Genomic DNA, 16,952 nt, shown 5'->3' on the forward strand with positions numbered 1-16,952 from the left:
GCAGCCAGCCTAACCTCGTACACCGGGCGCCCGGTGCGCGGCAGCGGCTGAGCGGTCCGCGCTACCCGTCCGCCGGGCCCGCCATCGCGCCGCGCAGGGTGCTCCAGCCGCGCGCGATGCGTGGCAGCACGCCGGCGTCGTACCTGTCGGCCGGGAACCCGGCGACCACCGTCTCGAGCACGTCGCGGGGCACGTCGGCGGCGACGTCGACCACGACGTCCCCCGACTGCCAGGCCACGTGCCACGGCTCCGTCGACAGGACGGCCACGCGCCGGCCCCCGAGCAGCTCGGCTCGGCCCTCGGCGAGCGCCGCGTCGAGCCGGCCTCGCTGCTCGCGGGCCACGACGTGCCCCACCGCGCCGGCGAGGTCGATCTCGAGCACCGTCGCTTCCGCACCGACGAGCCGCAGCGTCGAGACGTCGAGCCCGGCGGGCACCGCCGCGGGTCGCACCCAGCCCTGGTCGGCAACCCACTGCAGTGCCGAGGCGTCGCGGGCGTCCGGGTCCTCGGCCGGAGCCACCGTGCTCACCGCGAGCCCGAGCACGTCGTCTCCCGCCGCACCGACGTCGGGTCCGGTGCGGGCGAGCAGCGTGAGCGCCTCGGCGGGCGCCGGGTCCGGCACGACGACGGGCACGTCCCCCGCGGCGAACAGCGCGGCGGCCGCGACCCCGATGCCCCCGACGCCGGCCGAGAGCGCGCGGCGGACGCGGCGGCGCCGGGCGACCGCCATGAGGTCGCCCGAGAGCGGCGCCGTGAATGCCGCGGTGCGGGCGGCCCCTACCTGTCCCGGCCCCGCGGGCCGCTCGCGGAGCGGGTCGCCCGCCGTCGGCGGGACGCTCGCGGACAGCGCCATGAGCCGGTCGGCGAGGTCGGGGGCGGCCGTGACGTCGGCAGCAGCCGCGAGCGCCCGGCGGGCCTCGCGCTCGGCCTCGAGCCCGGCCGCGCACTCGGGGCACGCGGCCACGTGGGCAAGCGCCTTCTCGGTCTGCGCGGGCGGGAGCTGCCCGTCGGCCAGCGCGCTGAGCCAGGCACCCAGGTGGCCGGGCTGGCGGGCGCTCACCGCTCGTTCTCCCGGTGGGCGAGCTCCCGCCGCAGCTGGGCGCGGGCGCGGTGGATGCGTGAGCGCACGGTGCCGAGCTTGACGCCCAGGGTCACCGCGATCTCCTCATAGGACAGGTCCTCGATGTCGCACAGCACGACGGCGGCCCGGTACTCGGGCCGCAGCCGGTCGAGCGCAGCCTGCACGTCGTTGTCGAGGTGCGCGTGCTCGAACCCGCGCTCGGGCCGGCCGAGCCCGTCGTCGTCGGGGACGTGCGCGGCGTCGTCGCCCATGGCGTCCATGCGCACGCGCTTGGCGCGGCGCACCGAGTCGAGGAAGAGGTTGGTCGTGATGCGGTGCAGCCAGCCCTCGAACGTGCCCGGCGTGTAGCCGGACAGGGAGCGGAACACGCGCAGGAACGTCTCCTGCGTGAGGTCCTCGGCGTCCTGGCGGTTGCCGGTGAGGCGGTAGGCGAGCCGGTAGACGCGCGCCGAGTGCTCGCGCACGATCTCGTCCCACGTGGGTGGGGTCCACGGCACGGCCGTGGCGTCCGCGGCGCCGGTCACGGCGTCGGACGGCTCCACGGTGTGCAGGCTGGTCATCACGTCCATCGTGGCACGGAGCGCTAGCATCCCAGCGGGCCAGGCACACTTCCGGCCACACCTTCACCAGACGTCCGCCCGTCCTGCCGGAGGATCACATCACCGCCGACGCCGATCGCTTCGACCACGTCTCGTCCGCCGACCGTGCGGCCCACGCCCGCACGGCCTCCTGGCTGTACACCGAGGCGTTCGTGCCCGAGGACGAGGTGCTCCTGAGGGCGCGGGAGCGGGGGGACGAGCTGGGCTGCCCGGCCGTCTCTCCGGGCGTGGGGGCGCTGCTCTCGGTGCTGGCTGCGGCGCTCCGGGCGCGCGCCGTCGTCGAGGTGGGCACCGGGACGGGCGTCGCGGCGCTGTGGCTGCTGCGCGGGATGCCGGCCGACGGCGTGCTGACGACGATCGACGCCGAGCCGGAGCTCCTGCGCGCGGCGCGGACGGCGTTCGCGGAGGAGGGGCTGGCGCCCGCCCGGACGCGCACCATCCCGGGGCGGGCCGTCGACGTCCTGCCCCGGCTCGCGGACGACGCGTATGACCTGGTGCTCGTGGTCGGCGACCCGAACGCGGCCACCGACTACCTGCCCGAGGCGGTGCGGCTGCTGCGCCCGGGCGGCGTGATCGCCGTCGACGGCGCGCTGCACGGCGGGCGCGTCGCAGACCCGGCGCGCCGTGACGAGGTCACGACGGCGGTGCGGGAGCTGGGCCGGGCCGTGCGCGCCGACCGACGGCTGGTCTCGAGCCTCGTCCCCGTCGGGGACGGCCTGCTGCTGGCGGTCAAGCACGGCAGAGACGACGAGCGCGGGGCAGGTGAACCTGCCCCGCGCTCGCGGTGATCTGTAGGACGTCAGGCGACGACGGCCTGCAGCGCCTCGCCCAGCTCGCTCGCCTCCGTGGCGTTGAGCTCGACGACCAGACGGCCACCGCCCTCCAGCGGGACCCGCATGACGATGCCACGGCCCTCCTTGGTGACCTCCAGGGGGCCGTCACCCGTACGCGGCTTCATCGCAGCCATCTGTGGCACTCCATTCCGTTGTGCGGTCGTTTCGCCGGTCACAGTCTAGTTCACTGACCAGGCACTTCCGGAACCGGATACGCCGGCCGGCCTTCAAGCGAGACCGCGAAGGACCTGCGCAGGGGCCGCCTCGTCGCGCACCACGGCGACGAGGTCGAGCACGCGGCGGGTCGCCGCGACGTCGTGCGCGCGGAACACGCGCGCGCCCAGCCACGCGGCGACGGCCGTCGCCGCGAGCGTGCCCTCGAGCCGGTCGGCCGGCGGCAGGCCGAGCGTCTCGCCGACGAAGTCCTTGCGGGACAGCGCCATGAGGAGCGGGTACCCGAGCCCGGCGATCGCCTGGGTGCGGCGCAGCAGGTGGAGCGAGTGCCACGTGTTCTTGCCGAAGTCGTGCGTGGGGTCGACGAGCACGCTCGCGGGCGGCACGCCGCACTCGACGGCGCGCGCGGCCTCGCGCCGCAGGGTGGCCACGACGTCGAGCAGGACGCCGTCGCGCGGGTCGCTGCCCACGGGGGCGTCGGCGGGCAGCGGGTAGGCGACGCGGTGCGGGTCGGTGCGCGGGGTCGCACCACCGGTGTGCGAGCAGACGACGCCGACGCCGGCCTCCCCCGCGACCTCGACGAGGTGCGGGTCGGCGCCGGCCCAGGTGTCGTTGACCAGGTCGGCGCCCGCGGCGATCGCCTCCCGTGCGACGCCGGCCCGCCACGTGTCGACGGAGACCATGAGCCCGGGCACCGCCTCGCGCACGCGCGCGACGAACGGCACCACGCGCCGGATCTCCTCGGCCTCGTCGACCTCGGGCCCCACGCCCGCGCGCACCCCGCCGACGTCGAGGATCTCGGCCCCCGCCTCCCAGGCGCGGTGCGCCGCGTCGAGGGCGGCGGCGTCGTCGGGCAGGCGCGCCGGGGCGTAGAACGAGTCGTTGGTGCGGTTGACGATCGCCATGACGACGCCGCGACGCGACCCGTCGGCGCCGAGGCCCAGCTCGCGGCCGCGCAGCTCCAGCGGCACGCCCGACGGCGGCACGGCGCCGGGCGCGGCAGGCCCGGTGCTCACGCCTTGGGCGGTGCGGCGGCAGCCGCGGCCGCCGCGCGCTCCTCGGCGGCCAGCTCCGAGCCGCGCTCGCGCACGTACTTCACGGCCTCGGTCGGGTCGTCGGTGAGGTACAGCAGGTCCGGGTCGGCCACGGAGACCATGCCGCGGTCGAGCACCGGGCCTCGCAGCCACTCGATCAGCCCACCCCAGAACTCCGTGCCCACGAGGGCCACCGGGAAGCCGGTGACCTTGTGCGTCTGGACGAGCGTCAGGGCCTCGAACAGCTCGTCGAACGTGCCGAACCCGCCCGGCAGGACGACGAAGCCCTGCGCGTACTTGACGAACATCATCTTGCGGGCGAAGAAGTAGCGGAAGCTGATGCCGAGGTTGACGTACTCGTTCATGCCTTGCTCGAACGGCAGCTCGATGCCGAGCCCGACCGAGAGCCCGCCGGCCTCCGTCGCGCCCTTGTTGGCGGCCTCCATGATGCCCGGGCCGCCGCCGGTGATGACGGCGTATCCGGAGTCGACGAGGTCGTGACCCACCTGCTCGGCGCAAACGTAGTCCGCGTGGGCGCGCGGCGTGCGCGCGGAGCCGAAGACGGAGACCGCCGGCCCGATCTCGGCCAGCGCACTGAACCCCTCGACGAACTCCGACTGGATGCGCATGACCCGCCACGGGTCGTTGTGCAGCCAGTCCGTGTCGGCGCCGCCGGCCAGCAGCCGCTGGTCGGTGGTCGAATAGGGGATCTGGGTACCACGCAGGAGCACCGGCCCCTTGCGGTAGCCGGCACCCTGCTGGGCCACGCCGTCGTCGGACATACCCGTCAGCCTACGGCGGGGGCGCCTGCTCGCAGGGCACCGCCGCCGGGCGAGGCGAGCAACCAGGCCCGCAGCGCGTCGCGGCACAGCGCGAGCTGAGCGACGGGCACGCGCTCGTCGTCCTTGTGCGCCAGCAGCGGGTCGCCGGGTGCGAAGTTCACGGCCGGGATGCCCAGCTCGGCGAACCGGGCGACGTCGGTCCAGCCGTACTTGGGCCGCGGCGCGCCGCCGGTCACTGCCAGGACGGAGTCGGCGAACGCCGCCGCGAGCGGCGCGTCCAGGCCGGGCCGGGCGCCGCCCGCGCCGTCGGTCACGACCACGTCGAAGCCCTCGAACAGCTCGCGCAGGTGGGCCTCGGCCTCCTCGACGGACCGCGACGGGGCGAACCGGTAGTTGACCGTCACCACGCACGAGTCGGGGATGACGTTGCCCGCGACGCCGCCCCGGATCCCCACCGCCCCGAGGGACTCGCGGTACACGAGCCCTTCGACCTCGACCTCGCGCGGCGTGTACGCCGCGAGCCGCTCGAGGACCGGTGCGGCCAGGTGGATGGCGTTGACGCCCGCCCACGCGCGCGCCGAGTGGGCCGCCACGCCACGCGTGCGCACGTCGACGCGCATCGTGCCGTTGCAGCCGCCCTCGATGCCGGCGTCGGACGGCTCGCCGACGATCGCGAAGTCCCCCATGAGAAGGTCGGGGCGGTGGCTCGCCAGGCGGCCCAGGCCGTTGCGCACGGCCTCGACCTCCTCCTGGTCGTAGAAGACCCACGTGAGGTCGCTGCTCGGCTCGGCGCCGGGGCAGCCCAGGTCGACCGCGAGCGCCAGCATGACGGCGATGCCGGCCTTCATGTCCACGGTGCCGCGGCCCCACAGCTCGCCGTCGACGAGGCGCGTGGGCAGGTTCGGCGGGTCGGAGAGCGGCACGGTGTCCAGGTGCCCGGCGACGACGACGCGGCGCTCGCGGCCCAGGCGCGTGCGGGCCACGACGCAGTCGCCGTCGCGCAGCACCTCCAGGTGCGGCTGGGCGCGGAGCAGCACCTCGACGGCGTCGGCCAGCGGCCCCTCGCCGCCCGACACCGACTCCATGTCGCACACGGCGGCGAGCAGGGCGACCAGGTCCTCGCCGCTCCCGCCGGGGCGGGCCGCCTCGGCGAGCGCGAGCAGGTCGACGGCAGGTTCACCCGTGGGCGCGACGGCGTTCAGATCGGTGGACGGCACGGCCTCGACCCTACCCGCCGCCGATAGGGTGAGGCCCATGAGCGACACCTCCGCCCGCACCGCCTGGGGCCACGGCCTCGCCACCGTCACCCTGCCGGAGATCCTCGGCACCGACGCCCCGGTCACCCTCGACACGTGGTACCCGGCGCCGGCCCTCGGGGAGCCCGGCGACGTCGCCGCCCCGCAGGACCTCGAGGCGCTCGCGGGCCGGGACGAGGCCCGTGGCGTCGAGACCGTGGTGGTGCGCACCGTCGTCGACCTGGACGCCCCGATCGCGGACGCCGCGGACGCCTACCTGCGGCTGCACCTGCTCTCGCACCGGCTCGTCGAGCCGAACTCGGTCAACCTCGACGGCATCTTCGCCGCTCTCGCGAACGTCGCCTGGACGGACGCCGGCCCGTGCGCCGTCGACGGCTTCGAGGCGACGCGCGGCCGCCTGCGCGCCTCGACCGGCCGCCCCGTGACCGTGTACGGCGTCGACAAGTTCCCGCGCATGGTCGACTACGTGCTGCCCTCGGGCGTCCGCATCGCCGACGCCGACCGCGTGCGCCTGGGCGCCTACCTCGCGCCGGGCACCACCGTCATGCACGAGGGCTTCGTGAACTTCAACGCGGGCACCCTCGGGGTGTCCATGGTGGAGGGCCGCATCTCCCAGGGCGTCGTCGTGCACGACGGCGCCGACATCGGCGGCGGCGCGTCGATCATGGGCACGCTCTCGGGCGGCGGCAAGGAGCGCGTCGTCATCGGCGAGCGCGCGCTGCTGGGCGCCAACGCGGGCGCGGGCATCGCCGTCGGCGCGGACACGGTCATCGAGGCGGGCCTGTACATCACCGCGGGCACCAAGGTCACCCTCCTGGGCCAGACGTCCGAGGACGGCTCGCCGCGCGTGGTCAAGGCCCGCGAGCTCTCGGGGGTGCCCGGGCTGCTGTTCCGCCGCAACTCGACCAACGGCGGCATCGAGGTGCTCGCCCGCGCCGGGGTCGGCATCGAGCTGAACGCGGCGCTGCACGCCCAGTGACCGCACGGATCCGGCGGCGACGACGGCGTCGCGGCATCATCGCACTCTGCCTGGTCGCCGTGATCGTGACCGGAGGCTGGCTCTGGACCCTGCGCGGCCCAGGCGACTCCCCGGCCCGCCAGCGGTGCGCCGCGACCCTCGACGGCACCGCGTGGTACCTGTCGCCGGAGCAGGCGGAGAACGCGGCCCTCGTCGCCGGTGCCTCCGTGCGCCGCGGCCTGCCCGCGCACGCCGCGACGATCGCGCTCGCGACGGCGCTCCAGGAGTCCAAGCTCATCAACATCACCTATGGCGACCGCGACTCGCTGGGCCTTTTCCAGCAGCGCCCGTCGCAGGGGTGGGGCACGGCCGAGCAGGTGCAGGACCCGGTGTACGCGACCGACAGGTTCTACGACGCGCTCGTGCGCGTGCCGGGCTACGCGGACCTCGCCGTGACCGCGGCGGCGCAGGCCGTGCAGCGCTCGGGCTTCCCCGAGGCGTACGCCCGGCACGAGGTGCGGTCGCGGGCGTGGGCGTCGGCCTTGACGGGGCACTCCCCCGCCGTCCTGTCGTGCGAGCTGGACCCCGTGGGCGCCGGCCGCCCGCTCGACGCCGTCGGCGCCACACTGCGCGAGCGCGCGCTGCGGGACCTCGGCCTGACGCCCGACGCCGTCGCCGTCGGGGAGGCCGCCGACGGCCTCGCGACCGTCACCCTGCAGGCCGGCGCGCTGCCCACCGGCGACGCCACCAGCGCCGCGTGGGCGGCCGCCCAGTGGGCCGTGGCGACGGCGTCCGTCACCGACGTCGTCGAGGTGCGCGTCGCCGACCGGGTGTGGACGCGCGCCGGTGCCGTGCACGCCGGGCGTGAAGACGCCGAGCCGTGGGGCAAGGCCGACGGTACGGCGCTCGGCCCCGGCGTCGTGCAGGTGCGGGTCGCCGTCGCCGCGTGACGACCAGGGAGCTTCGACACGCGAGCGAGTGACGACATGCGCTGCCTGGATGGGCCGTCGCGGCTTACGGTGCGGTCATGCTGCTGCACGACGTCCAGACTCGCGTCCGCATCGCCCTGACCACCACGCTGACGAACGAGTGGGGGCTGTTCACCCCCAAGACCGGCACGTCGCACCCGAGCGAGCGCTCCATCGCGTTCCACCTCGGCTGGCACCTGCGCCCGATGATCGACGACTCGTGGGACCTCGACTGCGACTACGAGCGCTCGGGCGCTGCACGCGAGGCGTCCCTGGCGTTCGGTGAGGGCGTGCACCGGGCGCCCGACCTCATCGTCCACCGGCGCGGGCGCCTCGGGCCGGAGGACAACCTGCTCCTCGTCGCGCTCTCTGCCGACTTCGCGTCGAACGAGACCGGGGCACCCGACTTCGCGGCCGCCCGCGCCGTGCAGCTCCGGTACGGCTACCGCTACGCGGTATGGGTGGACCTGCAGCTGCGCGAGGACGGACCCGAGGGCCGGGTGCGTCCCCGCTGGCAGTGGAGCACGCTCGAGGAGGGCCCGGTCCGCGCGGAGGCGGAGCCGGTCTACAGCGCCGAGGAGCTGAAGTCGATCACCACGGCGATCCACCTGCTCTACCTGGGCTGACGGTCAGCGCTCCGAGATCGGGGCGTACTCGCGCTCGGTCGAGCCCGTGTAGATCTGGCGCGGACGGCCGATCTTCGTCGCCGGGTCCTTCATCATCTCCCGCCACTGCGCGATCCAGCCCGGCATGCGGCCCAGCGCGAACAGCGGCGTGAACATGGCCGGCGAGAAGCCGATCGCCTTGTAGATGAGACCCGTGTAGAAGTCGACGTTCGGGTAGAGCTTGCGCTCGACGAAGTAGTCGTCGCTGAGCGCGATCTCCTCCAGGCCGCGCGCGATGTCGAGCAGCTCGTCCTTCGCGCCCAGCGAGTCGAGCACGGCGTCGGCGTGCTTCTTCACGATGGCCGCGCGCGGGTCGTACGACTTGTAGACGCGGTGGCCGAAGCCCATGAGGCGGACGCCGTCCTCCTTGTTCTTGACCTTCTTCATGAAGGTGTCGACGGAGTCGCCGCCCGAGCGGATGCGTTCGAGCATGAGGAGCACGGCCTCGTTGGCACCGCCGTGCGAGGGGCCCGAGAGGGCGTTGATGCCGGCCGCCACGGACGCATAGATGTTGGCGTTCGAGGAGCCGACGATGCGCACGGTCGACGTCGAGCAGTTCTGCTCGTGGTCCGCGTGCAGGATCAGCAGCTTGTCCATCGCCGAGGCGACGACCGGGTCGGCGTCCCACTGGGCGTACGGCACCGCGAAGGACATGCGCAGGAAGTCCTCGACGTAGCCGCGCGCGTAGTCCGGGTAGAGCAGCGGCTCGTCGCGCATCGACCGGTGCACGTACGAGGTGATGGTCCGGATCTTCGCGAGGATCAGCACGGTGGCGAGGTCCACGGCCTCGTCGTCGTGCGGGTCGAGCGACTCGGGGTAGAACGTGGCCAGGGCGTTCATGGCGGACGCCATGATCGACATGGGGTGCCCGCCGCGCGGGAACGCGGCGAGGAAGCCGCGGAACTGCTCGGGCACGAGGGTGTGCCGGTTCACGCGCTCGGTGAAGTCGTGGAGCGTCTTCGCATCCGGCAGCTCGCCGTAGATGAGGAGGTAGGCGACCTCGAGGAAGGTTGAACCCTCGGCCAGCTGGTCGATCGGGTAGCCGCGGTAGCGCAGGATGCCCTGGTCGCCGTCGATGTAGGTGATGGCCGACGCCGTCGAGGCCGTGTTCATGAACCCCGGGTCGTAGGTGACCAGGTCGGTCTCCTTGAGCAGCGACGAGACGACGAGCCCGCTGTTGCCCTCGGTCGCGTCGACGACGGGGAGCGCGACGCTGCGCTCGCCGACCGTGAGCTCGGCCTGCGTGCCCGTCGCGGGCTGGGAGATGGTCGTCATGGTGTCCTTCCTGCGGACCGCGGCCTGTCGTGGAGGCAGCGGCACGTGTCCGTGGTGCACGCCGTGGCTGCGTGCTCGGCTTCGATGCCGTCGGCATGTCTGGCGCCCAGGGCGACGTCGGCCTGTGAGGGGAACCTACCCCCGCACTACTTCATATCCCAATCCGCTCCGCGCCTGGGATATGGCCATGGTGCCGCCGCGAGGTGGCGCTGGGCAAGCATCCGGCAGTTTTCCCGTCATGGTTGGGCAAGGTCCTGGCAAGAACTGTGGCGTGGGTCACACGCTTGCGCGCAGCCTCGCGGCCGCGGCCGCGATCGACGCGTCCGGCGCCGTGAGCGCGATGCGCACGTGCCGCTGCCCCGCCCGGCCGTAGAACTCGCCCGGACCAGCGAGGATGCCGAGCCCGGCCAGGCGCGCGACCAGCTCGCGGCTCGTCGGGGTGTCCGCCCGGTCGGCCGGGCGCGCCCACAGGTAGAGCCCGGCCTCCGAGTGGTCCACGGCCCAGCCCGCGGCCTCGAGCGCGCCGAGCAGCACCTCGCGACGCCGTCCGTAGACCGCTCGCTGCGCCTCGACGTGCGCGTCGTCGCCGAGCGCGACCCGCATGGCCTCCTGCACCGGGCGCGGCACGATCATGCCGAGGTGCTTGCGCGTCGCGAGCAGGTCCGCGACCAGCGCCGGGTCGCCCGCGACGAACGCGGCCCGGTACCCGGCCAGGTTCGACTGCTTGGACAGGGAGTACGCCACCAGGAGGCCCGTGTGGTCCCCGCCCGTGACCGCGGGGTCGAGCAGGCTCGGCACGCGCGGCGTGCCGTCGTCGGCCACCAGGTGCGGCGCCCACGGGAGCTGCGCGTAGCACTCGTCGGACACGACGACGGCGCCGGCCGCGCGGGCGGCCTCGACCACGCGGCGCAGCTGCGCGACGTCGGCGGTGGCCCCGGTCGGGTTCGACGGGCTGTTGACCCAGACGAGGCGGACGTCGCCGCGGTGCGCCCACTCGTCGACGTCGTCGCTGGGCAGCGGCGTCGCGCCGGCGAGCCGCGCCCCGACGTCGTACGTCGGGTAGGCGACGGCAGGGTGCACGACGACGTCGCCCGGGCCCAGGCGCAGCAGCGACGGCAGCAGGCCCACGAGCTCCTTGGAGCCGACCGTGGGGAGCACGCCCGCCGGGTCGACGCCGGGCACGCCGCGGCGCCGCGCGAACCACGCGGCGACGGCCTCCCGGAGGGCGGGCGTGCCGTAGGTCAGCGGGTAGGCCGGGGCGTCCGACGCGGCCTCGAGCGCGTCGCGCACCACGGACGGTGTCGGGTCGACGGGCGTGCCGATCGACAGGTCGATCAGGCCGTCGGGGTGGCTGCGGGCCCTGGCGGTCACGTCCGCCAGGGTGTCCCAGGGGTACGGCAGGTCGCGGAGGTCGGCGAGTCCCATGCTGATGGCCGGCGCGCGGCGCTCAGGCCTGCGGCGGCAGGGCCTCGACCAGCGGGTGGTCCTTCTCGATGAGGCCGAGCTTGGCGGCGCCGCCGGGCGAGCCCAGGTCGTCGAAGAACTCGACGTTCGCGGCGTAGTAGTCCTTCCACTGCTCCGGCACGTCGTCCTCGTAGTAGATCGCCTCGACGGGGCAGACCGGCTCGCACGCACCACAGTCGACGCACTCGTCCGGGTGGATGTACAGCGAGCGGTTGCCCTCGTAGATGCAGTCGACGGGACACTCCTCGATGCAGGCCTTGTCCTTGACGTCGACGCACGGCTGGGCGATCACGTAGGTCACGAGGGCCACTCTAATATCGGACCGGGGCAGCGCCGGACCCGGCGTCGGACGATCTCACGAGGAGGACACGTGGCCGACGGCACGCCATGGCGCGACCTGGCGGCGGGCGCACGCGTCGTCGTGCGCCGGCGCCTCGACGCCGCGGAGGCGGCGGCAGCGCAGGCGGAGGGCCGCGGGTCCGTGTGGACCGATGTCATCGGGGTCGTGCTGTCGGTCGACGACGCGGGCCTGACCCTCCGCACGGACGCGCCGCGCGACCCGTCCCCGCGCGAGATCCGCGTCGAGGGCCCGACGATCGAGGCGGCGAAGCAGATCCCGCCGCGCACGGTCCGCCGCGCGAGGTAGCCCGCTCGCGAGCGCTGCTGCCCGGGGGACTACCTCGCTCGGGACTATCTCGCGAGGAGGGCTTCCGTGTCCGTCAGGGACACCACTACGGCGCCCGTCGCGCAGCGCGCGGCCAGCGTCGACGGCCAGTCGCCCGTCAGCGGCACCGAGAGCACCTCCGCCGACGCCGTGCGCTCCCCCGGGCGGCCCAGCGCGCGCAGCTCGTCGGCCGCGTGGAAGAAGTCGTGCACCGGCGCGTTGGTCTCGAGCGCCGCCACCAGCGCCTCCAGGTCCCGCACCGCCTTGCGCAGCGCCGGCGTCACCCACGCCGCGTTCTCGGTGACCATCGCCTCGGTGCGGGACGGGTCGGTGAACGCCACGCGCGTCCCGTCGCGGAACGAGCCCGCGGCGAGGCGCAGCGCCGCGTCGCGCACGGGAGCGCCCGCGACCGCGTTGAGCAGCTGCGTCGCGAGCACGTGAGGCACGTGGCTGATGAGCGCGGCGGCCTCGTCGTGCACCTCGTCGGTCAGCACCGCCGCCGTGCCCCCGAGCGGGCCCGTGACCAGGCGCAGCAGCCGCTCGAGCCGCTCGGGCGCGATGCTGCCGCCCGCGCCCGGCACGGTGACCGCCCACGGCGCCCGGTGCATCAGCTCCGCCGACGACGCCGCGAAACCGCTCTGCTCGGTCCCCGCCATCGGGTGCGCCCCGACGTACCGCTCGCCCAGGCCCGCGGCCTCCATGGCCTGCCGCACCGGGCCCTTGACGCTGCCGACGTCGGTCAGCGTGGCGTCGGCCGTCGACGCGACGGAGCGCGCGAGCTCGGCCGCCGTCGAGCGCATCGCCCGCAGCGGCACGGCGAGCACCACCAGATCGGCGCCGGCCACGGCCTCGGCGACGGATCCGGTCGCGGAGAGCCCCGCGACGGACGCCTCGGCGACGCTGGCCGGGTCCACGTCCTGCCCGACGACGTCGATGCCACGCGCGGCCAGGAGCCGCGCCAGCGACCCGCCCACGAGGCCGAGGCCCAGCACCGCCACCCGCGCGAACGGGCTCACCACAGCAGCCCCCGGTCGAGCGCGTCCGCGCCCGAGGCGGCCGCCACGCTGCCGAGCGGCACGTGGTCGGGAAGCACGCCGTCGAGCCCGCCCTCGCCCGGGTCGGCCGGGTAGACGCCCAGCACCTTGAGCGAGTCGCCCGCGGCGAGCAGGTCGTCCAGCAGCGCCCGGACCGGCGCGTCCCACGGCGCCGCGTCGAGGGTCACGACGAACACGTACTGCAGCGCCCGCGCCTTCAGCGGCCGTGTGACCAGCGACGACATGTTGACGCGCCGCTCGCCGAACGCCGCGGTGACGCGCGCCAGCACGCCCGGCCCGGTGACCACGGGGGTCACGGCCAGCATCGTGCGCCACGCCGTCGTGCCGGGGTCCGTGGCCGCGCGGGTCGTGGCCAGCACCTCCGGCGCCTCGTCCCGCTGCGCCAGCACGAGGAACCGCGTCCGCGCGCCGCCGAAGTCCTCGACGCCCTGCGCGAGGGTCTCGAGCCCGTACAGCGGGCCGCAGACGCGCGGGCCGAACGCCACCTGGTGCGCCGTCACGTCGCGGCACGCGGCCGCGTTCGACGACGCCGGCACCGGCCGCAGCCCGCGCGCGGCGACGAACCGCGAGACCTGGGCGAGGCCGTGCGGGTGCGCGGTCGCCTCGATGAGCTCGCAGTGGCCGGGCCGCACGAACGCGTCGAACGAGATCGGCAGCACCACCTCGTCGACGGCCACCACGTCCGCGGAGCCGACCAGGGCGTCGACCGACGGGACCACGTAGCCCTCGACCGAGCTCTCGATCGCGACGACGCCGCGCGCCGCCGCACCGGACGCGACGGCGTCGTGCACCTGCCCCACGGTCTCGAGCGCCTCGGCACCGCCCAGCGGGGCGCGCGCACCCGGGCGCGCGGCCCACTCCAGGACGGCCTGGTGGGTGAACGTGCCCTCGGGCCCGAGGTAGGCGACGCCGGCGCTCACGCGCCGGCCCAGCGCGGGACGAGCGCCGTCGGGCCGGGCACGAACCCCGCCCCTGGCAGGACGGCGAGGGTCCGGTGCGCGATGCTGCGGGCGTCGAGCTCGGCGACGAGCGCGTCGAGCACGTCGACGTGCGGGCACAGGAACGAGGTGAAGAACACGTGCGGGCCGAGCTGCGACGGGTGCGAGCGCAGGTGCTGCAGGTCCACGCCGGCATCGGCGATCACCGCGAGCGTCGGCTGCAAGGAGCCGCGGTAGTCGTCGTACGGCCCGAACGCGAGCCACACCTGCGCCGGGCCGGCGAACCGCGGCCAGACGTCGCGCGACTCGAGCAGCCCGTACCAGACGGGCGGCAGCGCGGCCAGGTGCTCCGACCCGGTGAGCTCCACCAGCCCGGCGGGTACGCGCGGGCGCTCCAGGACGAGGGAGCCAGCGGGGCCGGCGATCGCCACACGCTCCTCCACCGGTGTCCGCGCGGGCACCAGGCGGGGAGTGACGCCGAGCGTCCGCAGCACGTCCCGGCAGTCGCGCAGCCCGGGCTCGTCGATGACGACGGCGCCGCCCGTGGCCTCCGGCCGGCCGACCCACACCCACTGGGTCTGCACGGCCGCGGCCGCCGTGAGCATGAGGGACGGGTCGCCTGCGAGCAGCGACTCCTCGAGCAGCGGCGCGGGCTGCTCGGGATGCCCGAGGTGCACGACGGCCGCCAGGTCCGCGATGCTCGCGACGGTCGCGAGCGTGTCGGCCGCGGTGCCGAGGTCGAGGAGCTCGACGAGCTCCTGCGGGCTCGCCGCCGCAGGCGCCTCGCCGTCGCGCACGACGATGCCGGACCAGCCGCCGAGCTGCGCGGCGAGCGCGGCGTGCGCGGGTGACTCCCGCTCGGTGCGGCCGAGCATCAGTTGTCTCCCGAGTCGGGACCGCCGGGCGACCCCGGGGTGCCCGAGTCGCAGACGACGGGGTTGTCGGGCTTGTAGGTCCACGTGAACTTCTCGTCGATGACGACGTCGCTGCCGTGGGACACCTTGCGGTAGTTGGTGATGGTGAACCCGTCCTCGCCGCCCGGGTAGGGGGCGCAGCTGGCGCCGGAGCGGTGCACCACCGTCGTGGGGACGACGTTCCGCTTGTCGCTGGCGGAGGTCTCGACGCGGAAGTACGTGGTGCTCCAGACCTGCACGTGCAGCCGGTTGTCACCCCCGACCCACGCCTGCATGACGGCACCGTACGGCGAGTTGTTCTTGAACCGCATGTCGAGCTGCCCGACGTAGATCGTCGCCTCGCGCCCGGCCGGGTAGCGGGTGAACCAGACCGAGTGCGGGCGGTGCTCGACGTTCTCGAAGCCGGCGAAGAAGCCCGCGTTGTACGTCGTCGTGGCCATCTGCGAGAGGCCGCCGCCCACGCCCTCGGTGTGCACGCCGTTGCTGATGACGCCGGCTGCCTTGTAGCCGTTCTCGACCGTGATCGGGCCGAGGGCGTCGAGGAGCGAGAAGGTGTCGCCGGGCTTGATCAGGTGACCGGTGAGCAGCTGGGCGCCGCGGCGCAGGTTCTCCGTGCGGATGGGCTCGGAGGTCAGCGGGGTGTCGAAGCTGCTGACCACCTCCTTGACGCCGAGCGCCTCCAGCGCGGCCTTGCTGTCCGCCGGGTCGCGCTGGACCAGCTCGAGGGCCGCGGTGCGGTCGTCGCCCAGCGCTGCCGCCTGGACGGCCTCGGCGACCTTCGCACCGTCGAGCGTCGTGCCGGGCTCGCCGCCGACGACGACCGGGCGACCGCCCTGGAACTCGAAGTGGGCGTCGTCGGGCTCGGTGAGCAGGTCGTGGGTGCGGTCGACGACGGCGGTGACGACCTTGCCGGCGTCGATCGAGAGCTTCAGCGTGCCGTCGACCGGCTGGAACGACGCCACGGACGCGAGCGCATCCGTGGGCAGCTCGGGGTGCTGGTCGCCGACGGTGACGGACACCGGCGCAGAGACGATCTTCTGCGCCTGGGCGAGCGCGGCGTCCGTCTCCGTCTGCGTGATGTCGGGCGGCACGGACTCGGTGGCCAGGTCGAACGGCCCCTGGTCCACGAGCCACCGGGTCTTGAGCACGTCGGCCGCGACGGCGGGCTTCACGCGCGTGCCGTCCTGGGCCGGGGTCGCGACGGCCTGACCGTCGGCGAAGGCGACGGTGCCGTCGACCGGCGCGGTCGCGAGCCCGTCCACGAGCCCGGCGACCGCGGCGTCGAGCTTGGCCTGGTCGACCTTGACCACCGGCGCGACGTCGTGGCCGCCGACCAGGTGAGCCCACAGGTGGTCGGGTGCCATCGAGAAGCCGGTGAGCTGCGCGACGGTGGCGTCGGCGTCGAGGGCGAGCCCGGCCGCGGCCGGGTCCAGCGTGGTGTGCGCCTCGCCCGCGGTGACCTCGATCGGCTCCTTGGCGTGAGCGGCGAGACCCGCGCTGAGCTGGTCGACCGCCTCGTCCTGCGCGAGACCGCCCACGTCGACCCCCGCGACGTGCGTGCCCGTGGGCACCTTGTCGGAGTACAGCCACTGGGCGCCCGTGTACAGGCCGGCGAGCACGACGACGCCGACGCCCGTCCACAGCAGCGCGCGCGGTGCGCGGCTCGGCTGGCCGTCGCCGACCAGGTCGTCCAGCGGGCCCGGCGGCGCGCCGCCGGGCGTGGCCGCGGCGGGCGGCACCGCGGGCGCCTGGGCCATCTGGACCGGCTGGGCCGTCTGGATCGGCGCGGTCGGGTACCCGACCGGCGGCTGCGGCTGCGGCTGCGGCTGCGGCTGCGGGACGGGGGCGGCCGGAGCTGCCGGCTGCGGCCGGGACGCGGGCGCGGGCGCCTGGAGCGACGGAGCCCGGACGCTGCCGACCACGACGGGCAGCGCCTGGGTGGGCTCGGAGCTCGAGACGGTCGAGGTCGCGGGCCGGTAGCCGACCGCCGGGCGCTCGTAGGCCTTCACCGGCGGGATGTAGGGGATGTCCTCGTCCGGCGTCTCCGGCGCGGACGCGCCGGCCTGCCCGGAGTTGTTCGGCTCGAGCGCGTTGTCGCGCTCGGTCGGCTGACCCATCGAGTTCGCTCCGTGCGTTTCTCTGGTGCGGGGAGGCTGCCACGGACGGCAGCCGAGGGGGTGGTTCTTCGGCGGTGTGCCGGACCTCGAGGCGGCCGCGCACACCTCGGAAATCCTACGCGCGCGGCGCTTCGCGGCGGTTTGCGACCCACACCGTCGGACGTGGAGGTTCAGC

Annotated in this window: 18 protein-coding genes; 5 read left to right on the forward strand and 13 right to left on the reverse strand. The window is 74.8% G+C overall.

Annotated elements, in window-relative coordinates:
- Window positions 1-61: 61 nt before the first annotated feature.
- Both ACO4JP_RS14765 and sigE read right to left on the reverse strand, forming a co-directional pair.
- A complete protein-coding gene (locus ACO4JP_RS14765) occupies window positions 62-1,060 on the reverse strand; it encodes a zf-HC2 domain-containing protein (RefSeq protein WP_425954734.1) in 999 nt (332 codons plus the stop codon).
- Entirely contained in the window at window positions 1,057-1,641 is a 585-nt protein-coding gene (gene sigE / locus ACO4JP_RS14770) for an RNA polymerase sigma factor SigE (protein WP_425954735.1), read from the reverse strand. Before sigE ends, ACO4JP_RS14765 begins: the two co-directional genes overlap by 4 nt.
- Before the next feature lie 191 nt (window positions 1,642-1,832).
- Between sigE and ACO4JP_RS14775 the strand changes: the two genes are divergently transcribed.
- On the forward strand, window positions 1,833-2,468 hold the full coding sequence (locus tag ACO4JP_RS14775; RefSeq protein WP_425954736.1) for an O-methyltransferase: 636 nt from the start codon (window positions 1,833-1,835) through the stop codon (window positions 2,466-2,468).
- 11 nt (window positions 2,469-2,479) lie between these two features.
- On the opposite strand, the gene ACO4JP_RS14780 is transcribed toward ACO4JP_RS14775, so the two are convergent.
- The 4 genes from ACO4JP_RS14780 to dapE all read right to left on the reverse strand — a co-directional run bounded on the left by ACO4JP_RS14780 (window position 2,480) and on the right by dapE (window position 5,588).
- The gene (locus tag ACO4JP_RS14780) at window positions 2,480-2,647 is read right to left on the reverse strand and encodes a DUF3117 domain-containing protein (protein ID WP_069984704.1); all 168 of its coding nucleotides are present in this window, start codon (window positions 2,645-2,647) and stop codon (window positions 2,480-2,482) included.
- A gap of 93 nt (window positions 2,648-2,740) precedes the next feature.
- Window positions 2,741-3,703: a dihydropteroate synthase gene (gene folP, locus ACO4JP_RS14785; RefSeq protein ID WP_425954737.1), complete on the reverse strand. Its 963-nt coding sequence runs from the start codon at window positions 3,701-3,703 to the stop codon at window positions 2,741-2,743.
- Window positions 3,700-4,503 carry a TIGR00730 family Rossman fold protein gene (locus tag ACO4JP_RS14790; protein ID WP_425954738.1) on the reverse strand — a complete coding sequence of 268 codons (804 nt, stop codon included), beginning with the start codon at window positions 4,501-4,503 and terminating at the stop codon, window positions 3,700-3,702. The genes folP and ACO4JP_RS14790 overlap by 4 nt, the downstream gene beginning before the upstream one ends.
- 5 nt (window positions 4,504-4,508) lie before the next feature.
- Window positions 4,509-5,588: a succinyl-diaminopimelate desuccinylase gene (gene dapE, locus ACO4JP_RS14795; RefSeq protein WP_425957126.1), complete on the reverse strand. Its 1,080-nt coding sequence runs from the start codon at window positions 5,586-5,588 to the stop codon at window positions 4,509-4,511.
- A 169-nt stretch (window positions 5,589-5,757) separates the two neighbouring features.
- On the opposite strand from dapE, the gene dapD reads away from it, so the two are divergent.
- The 3 genes from dapD (at window position 5,758) to ACO4JP_RS14810 (ending at window position 8,311) form a co-directional block, all read left to right on the forward strand.
- Window positions 5,758-6,738 carry a 2,3,4,5-tetrahydropyridine-2,6-dicarboxylate N-succinyltransferase gene (gene dapD, locus ACO4JP_RS14800; protein ID WP_425954739.1) on the forward strand — a complete coding sequence of 327 codons (981 nt, stop codon included), beginning with the start codon at window positions 5,758-5,760 and terminating at the stop codon, window positions 6,736-6,738.
- Complete coding sequence (locus ACO4JP_RS14805) at window positions 6,735-7,667, forward strand: hypothetical protein (RefSeq protein ID WP_425954740.1); 933 nt, start codon at window positions 6,735-6,737, stop codon at window positions 7,665-7,667. Before dapD ends, ACO4JP_RS14805 begins: the two co-directional genes overlap by 4 nt.
- A 77-nt stretch (window positions 7,668-7,744) precedes the next feature.
- Window positions 7,745-8,311, forward strand: coding sequence for a hypothetical protein (locus ACO4JP_RS14810; RefSeq protein WP_425954741.1), 567 nt, complete (start codon window positions 7,745-7,747; stop codon window positions 8,309-8,311).
- Between the two features lie 3 nt (window positions 8,312-8,314).
- Here ACO4JP_RS14810 and ACO4JP_RS14815 read toward each other — a convergent pair whose 3' ends face one another.
- The 3 genes from ACO4JP_RS14815 to fdxA form a co-directional block, all read right to left on the reverse strand.
- A complete protein-coding gene (locus ACO4JP_RS14815; RefSeq protein ID WP_425954742.1) occupies window positions 8,315-9,625 on the reverse strand; it encodes a citrate synthase in 1,311 nt (436 codons plus the stop codon).
- A 276-nt stretch (window positions 9,626-9,901) separates the two neighbouring features.
- The gene (dapC, locus tag ACO4JP_RS14820; RefSeq protein WP_425954743.1) at window positions 9,902-11,050 is read right to left on the reverse strand and encodes a succinyldiaminopimelate transaminase; all 1,149 of its coding nucleotides are present in this window, start codon (window positions 11,048-11,050) and stop codon (window positions 9,902-9,904) included.
- A gap of 22 nt (window positions 11,051-11,072) precedes the next feature.
- Window positions 11,073-11,390 carry a ferredoxin gene (gene fdxA, locus ACO4JP_RS14825; protein WP_425954744.1) on the reverse strand — a complete coding sequence of 106 codons (318 nt, stop codon included), beginning with the start codon at window positions 11,388-11,390 and terminating at the stop codon, window positions 11,073-11,075.
- A 69-nt stretch (window positions 11,391-11,459) separates the two neighbouring features.
- Here fdxA and ACO4JP_RS14830 point away from each other — a divergent pair, with 69 nt between their 5' ends.
- A complete protein-coding gene (locus ACO4JP_RS14830; RefSeq protein WP_425954745.1) occupies window positions 11,460-11,735 on the forward strand; it encodes a hypothetical protein in 276 nt (91 codons plus the stop codon).
- 44 nt (window positions 11,736-11,779) lie between these two features.
- Here ACO4JP_RS14830 and ACO4JP_RS14835 read toward each other — a convergent pair whose 3' ends face one another.
- Genes ACO4JP_RS14835 through ACO4JP_RS14850 form a run of 4 tightly spaced genes read right to left on the reverse strand, consistent with a single transcriptional unit; the run spans window position 11,780 to window position 16,777 of the window.
- On the reverse strand, window positions 11,780-12,769 hold the full coding sequence (locus ACO4JP_RS14835) for a prephenate dehydrogenase (protein ID WP_425954746.1): 990 nt from the start codon (window positions 12,767-12,769) through the stop codon (window positions 11,780-11,782).
- Entirely contained in the window at window positions 12,766-13,728 is a 963-nt protein-coding gene (locus tag ACO4JP_RS14840) for a prephenate dehydratase (RefSeq protein WP_425954747.1), read from the reverse strand. Before ACO4JP_RS14840 ends, ACO4JP_RS14835 begins: the two co-directional genes overlap by 4 nt.
- Window positions 13,725-14,621, reverse strand: coding sequence for a hypothetical protein (locus tag ACO4JP_RS14845; RefSeq protein WP_425954748.1), 897 nt, complete (start codon window positions 14,619-14,621; stop codon window positions 13,725-13,727). The genes ACO4JP_RS14840 and ACO4JP_RS14845 overlap by 4 nt, the downstream gene beginning before the upstream one ends.
- Entirely contained in the window at window positions 14,621-16,777 is a 2,157-nt protein-coding gene (locus ACO4JP_RS14850; RefSeq protein ID WP_425954749.1) for a VanW family protein, read from the reverse strand. The genes ACO4JP_RS14845 and ACO4JP_RS14850 overlap by 1 nt, the downstream gene beginning before the upstream one ends.
- Between the last annotated feature and the right edge of the window lie 175 nt (window positions 16,778-16,952).

The sequence above is a fragment of the Xylanimonas sp. McL0601 genome, assembly GCF_049852175.1.
GTDB lineage: Bacteria > Actinomycetota > Actinomycetes > Actinomycetales > Cellulomonadaceae > Xylanimonas.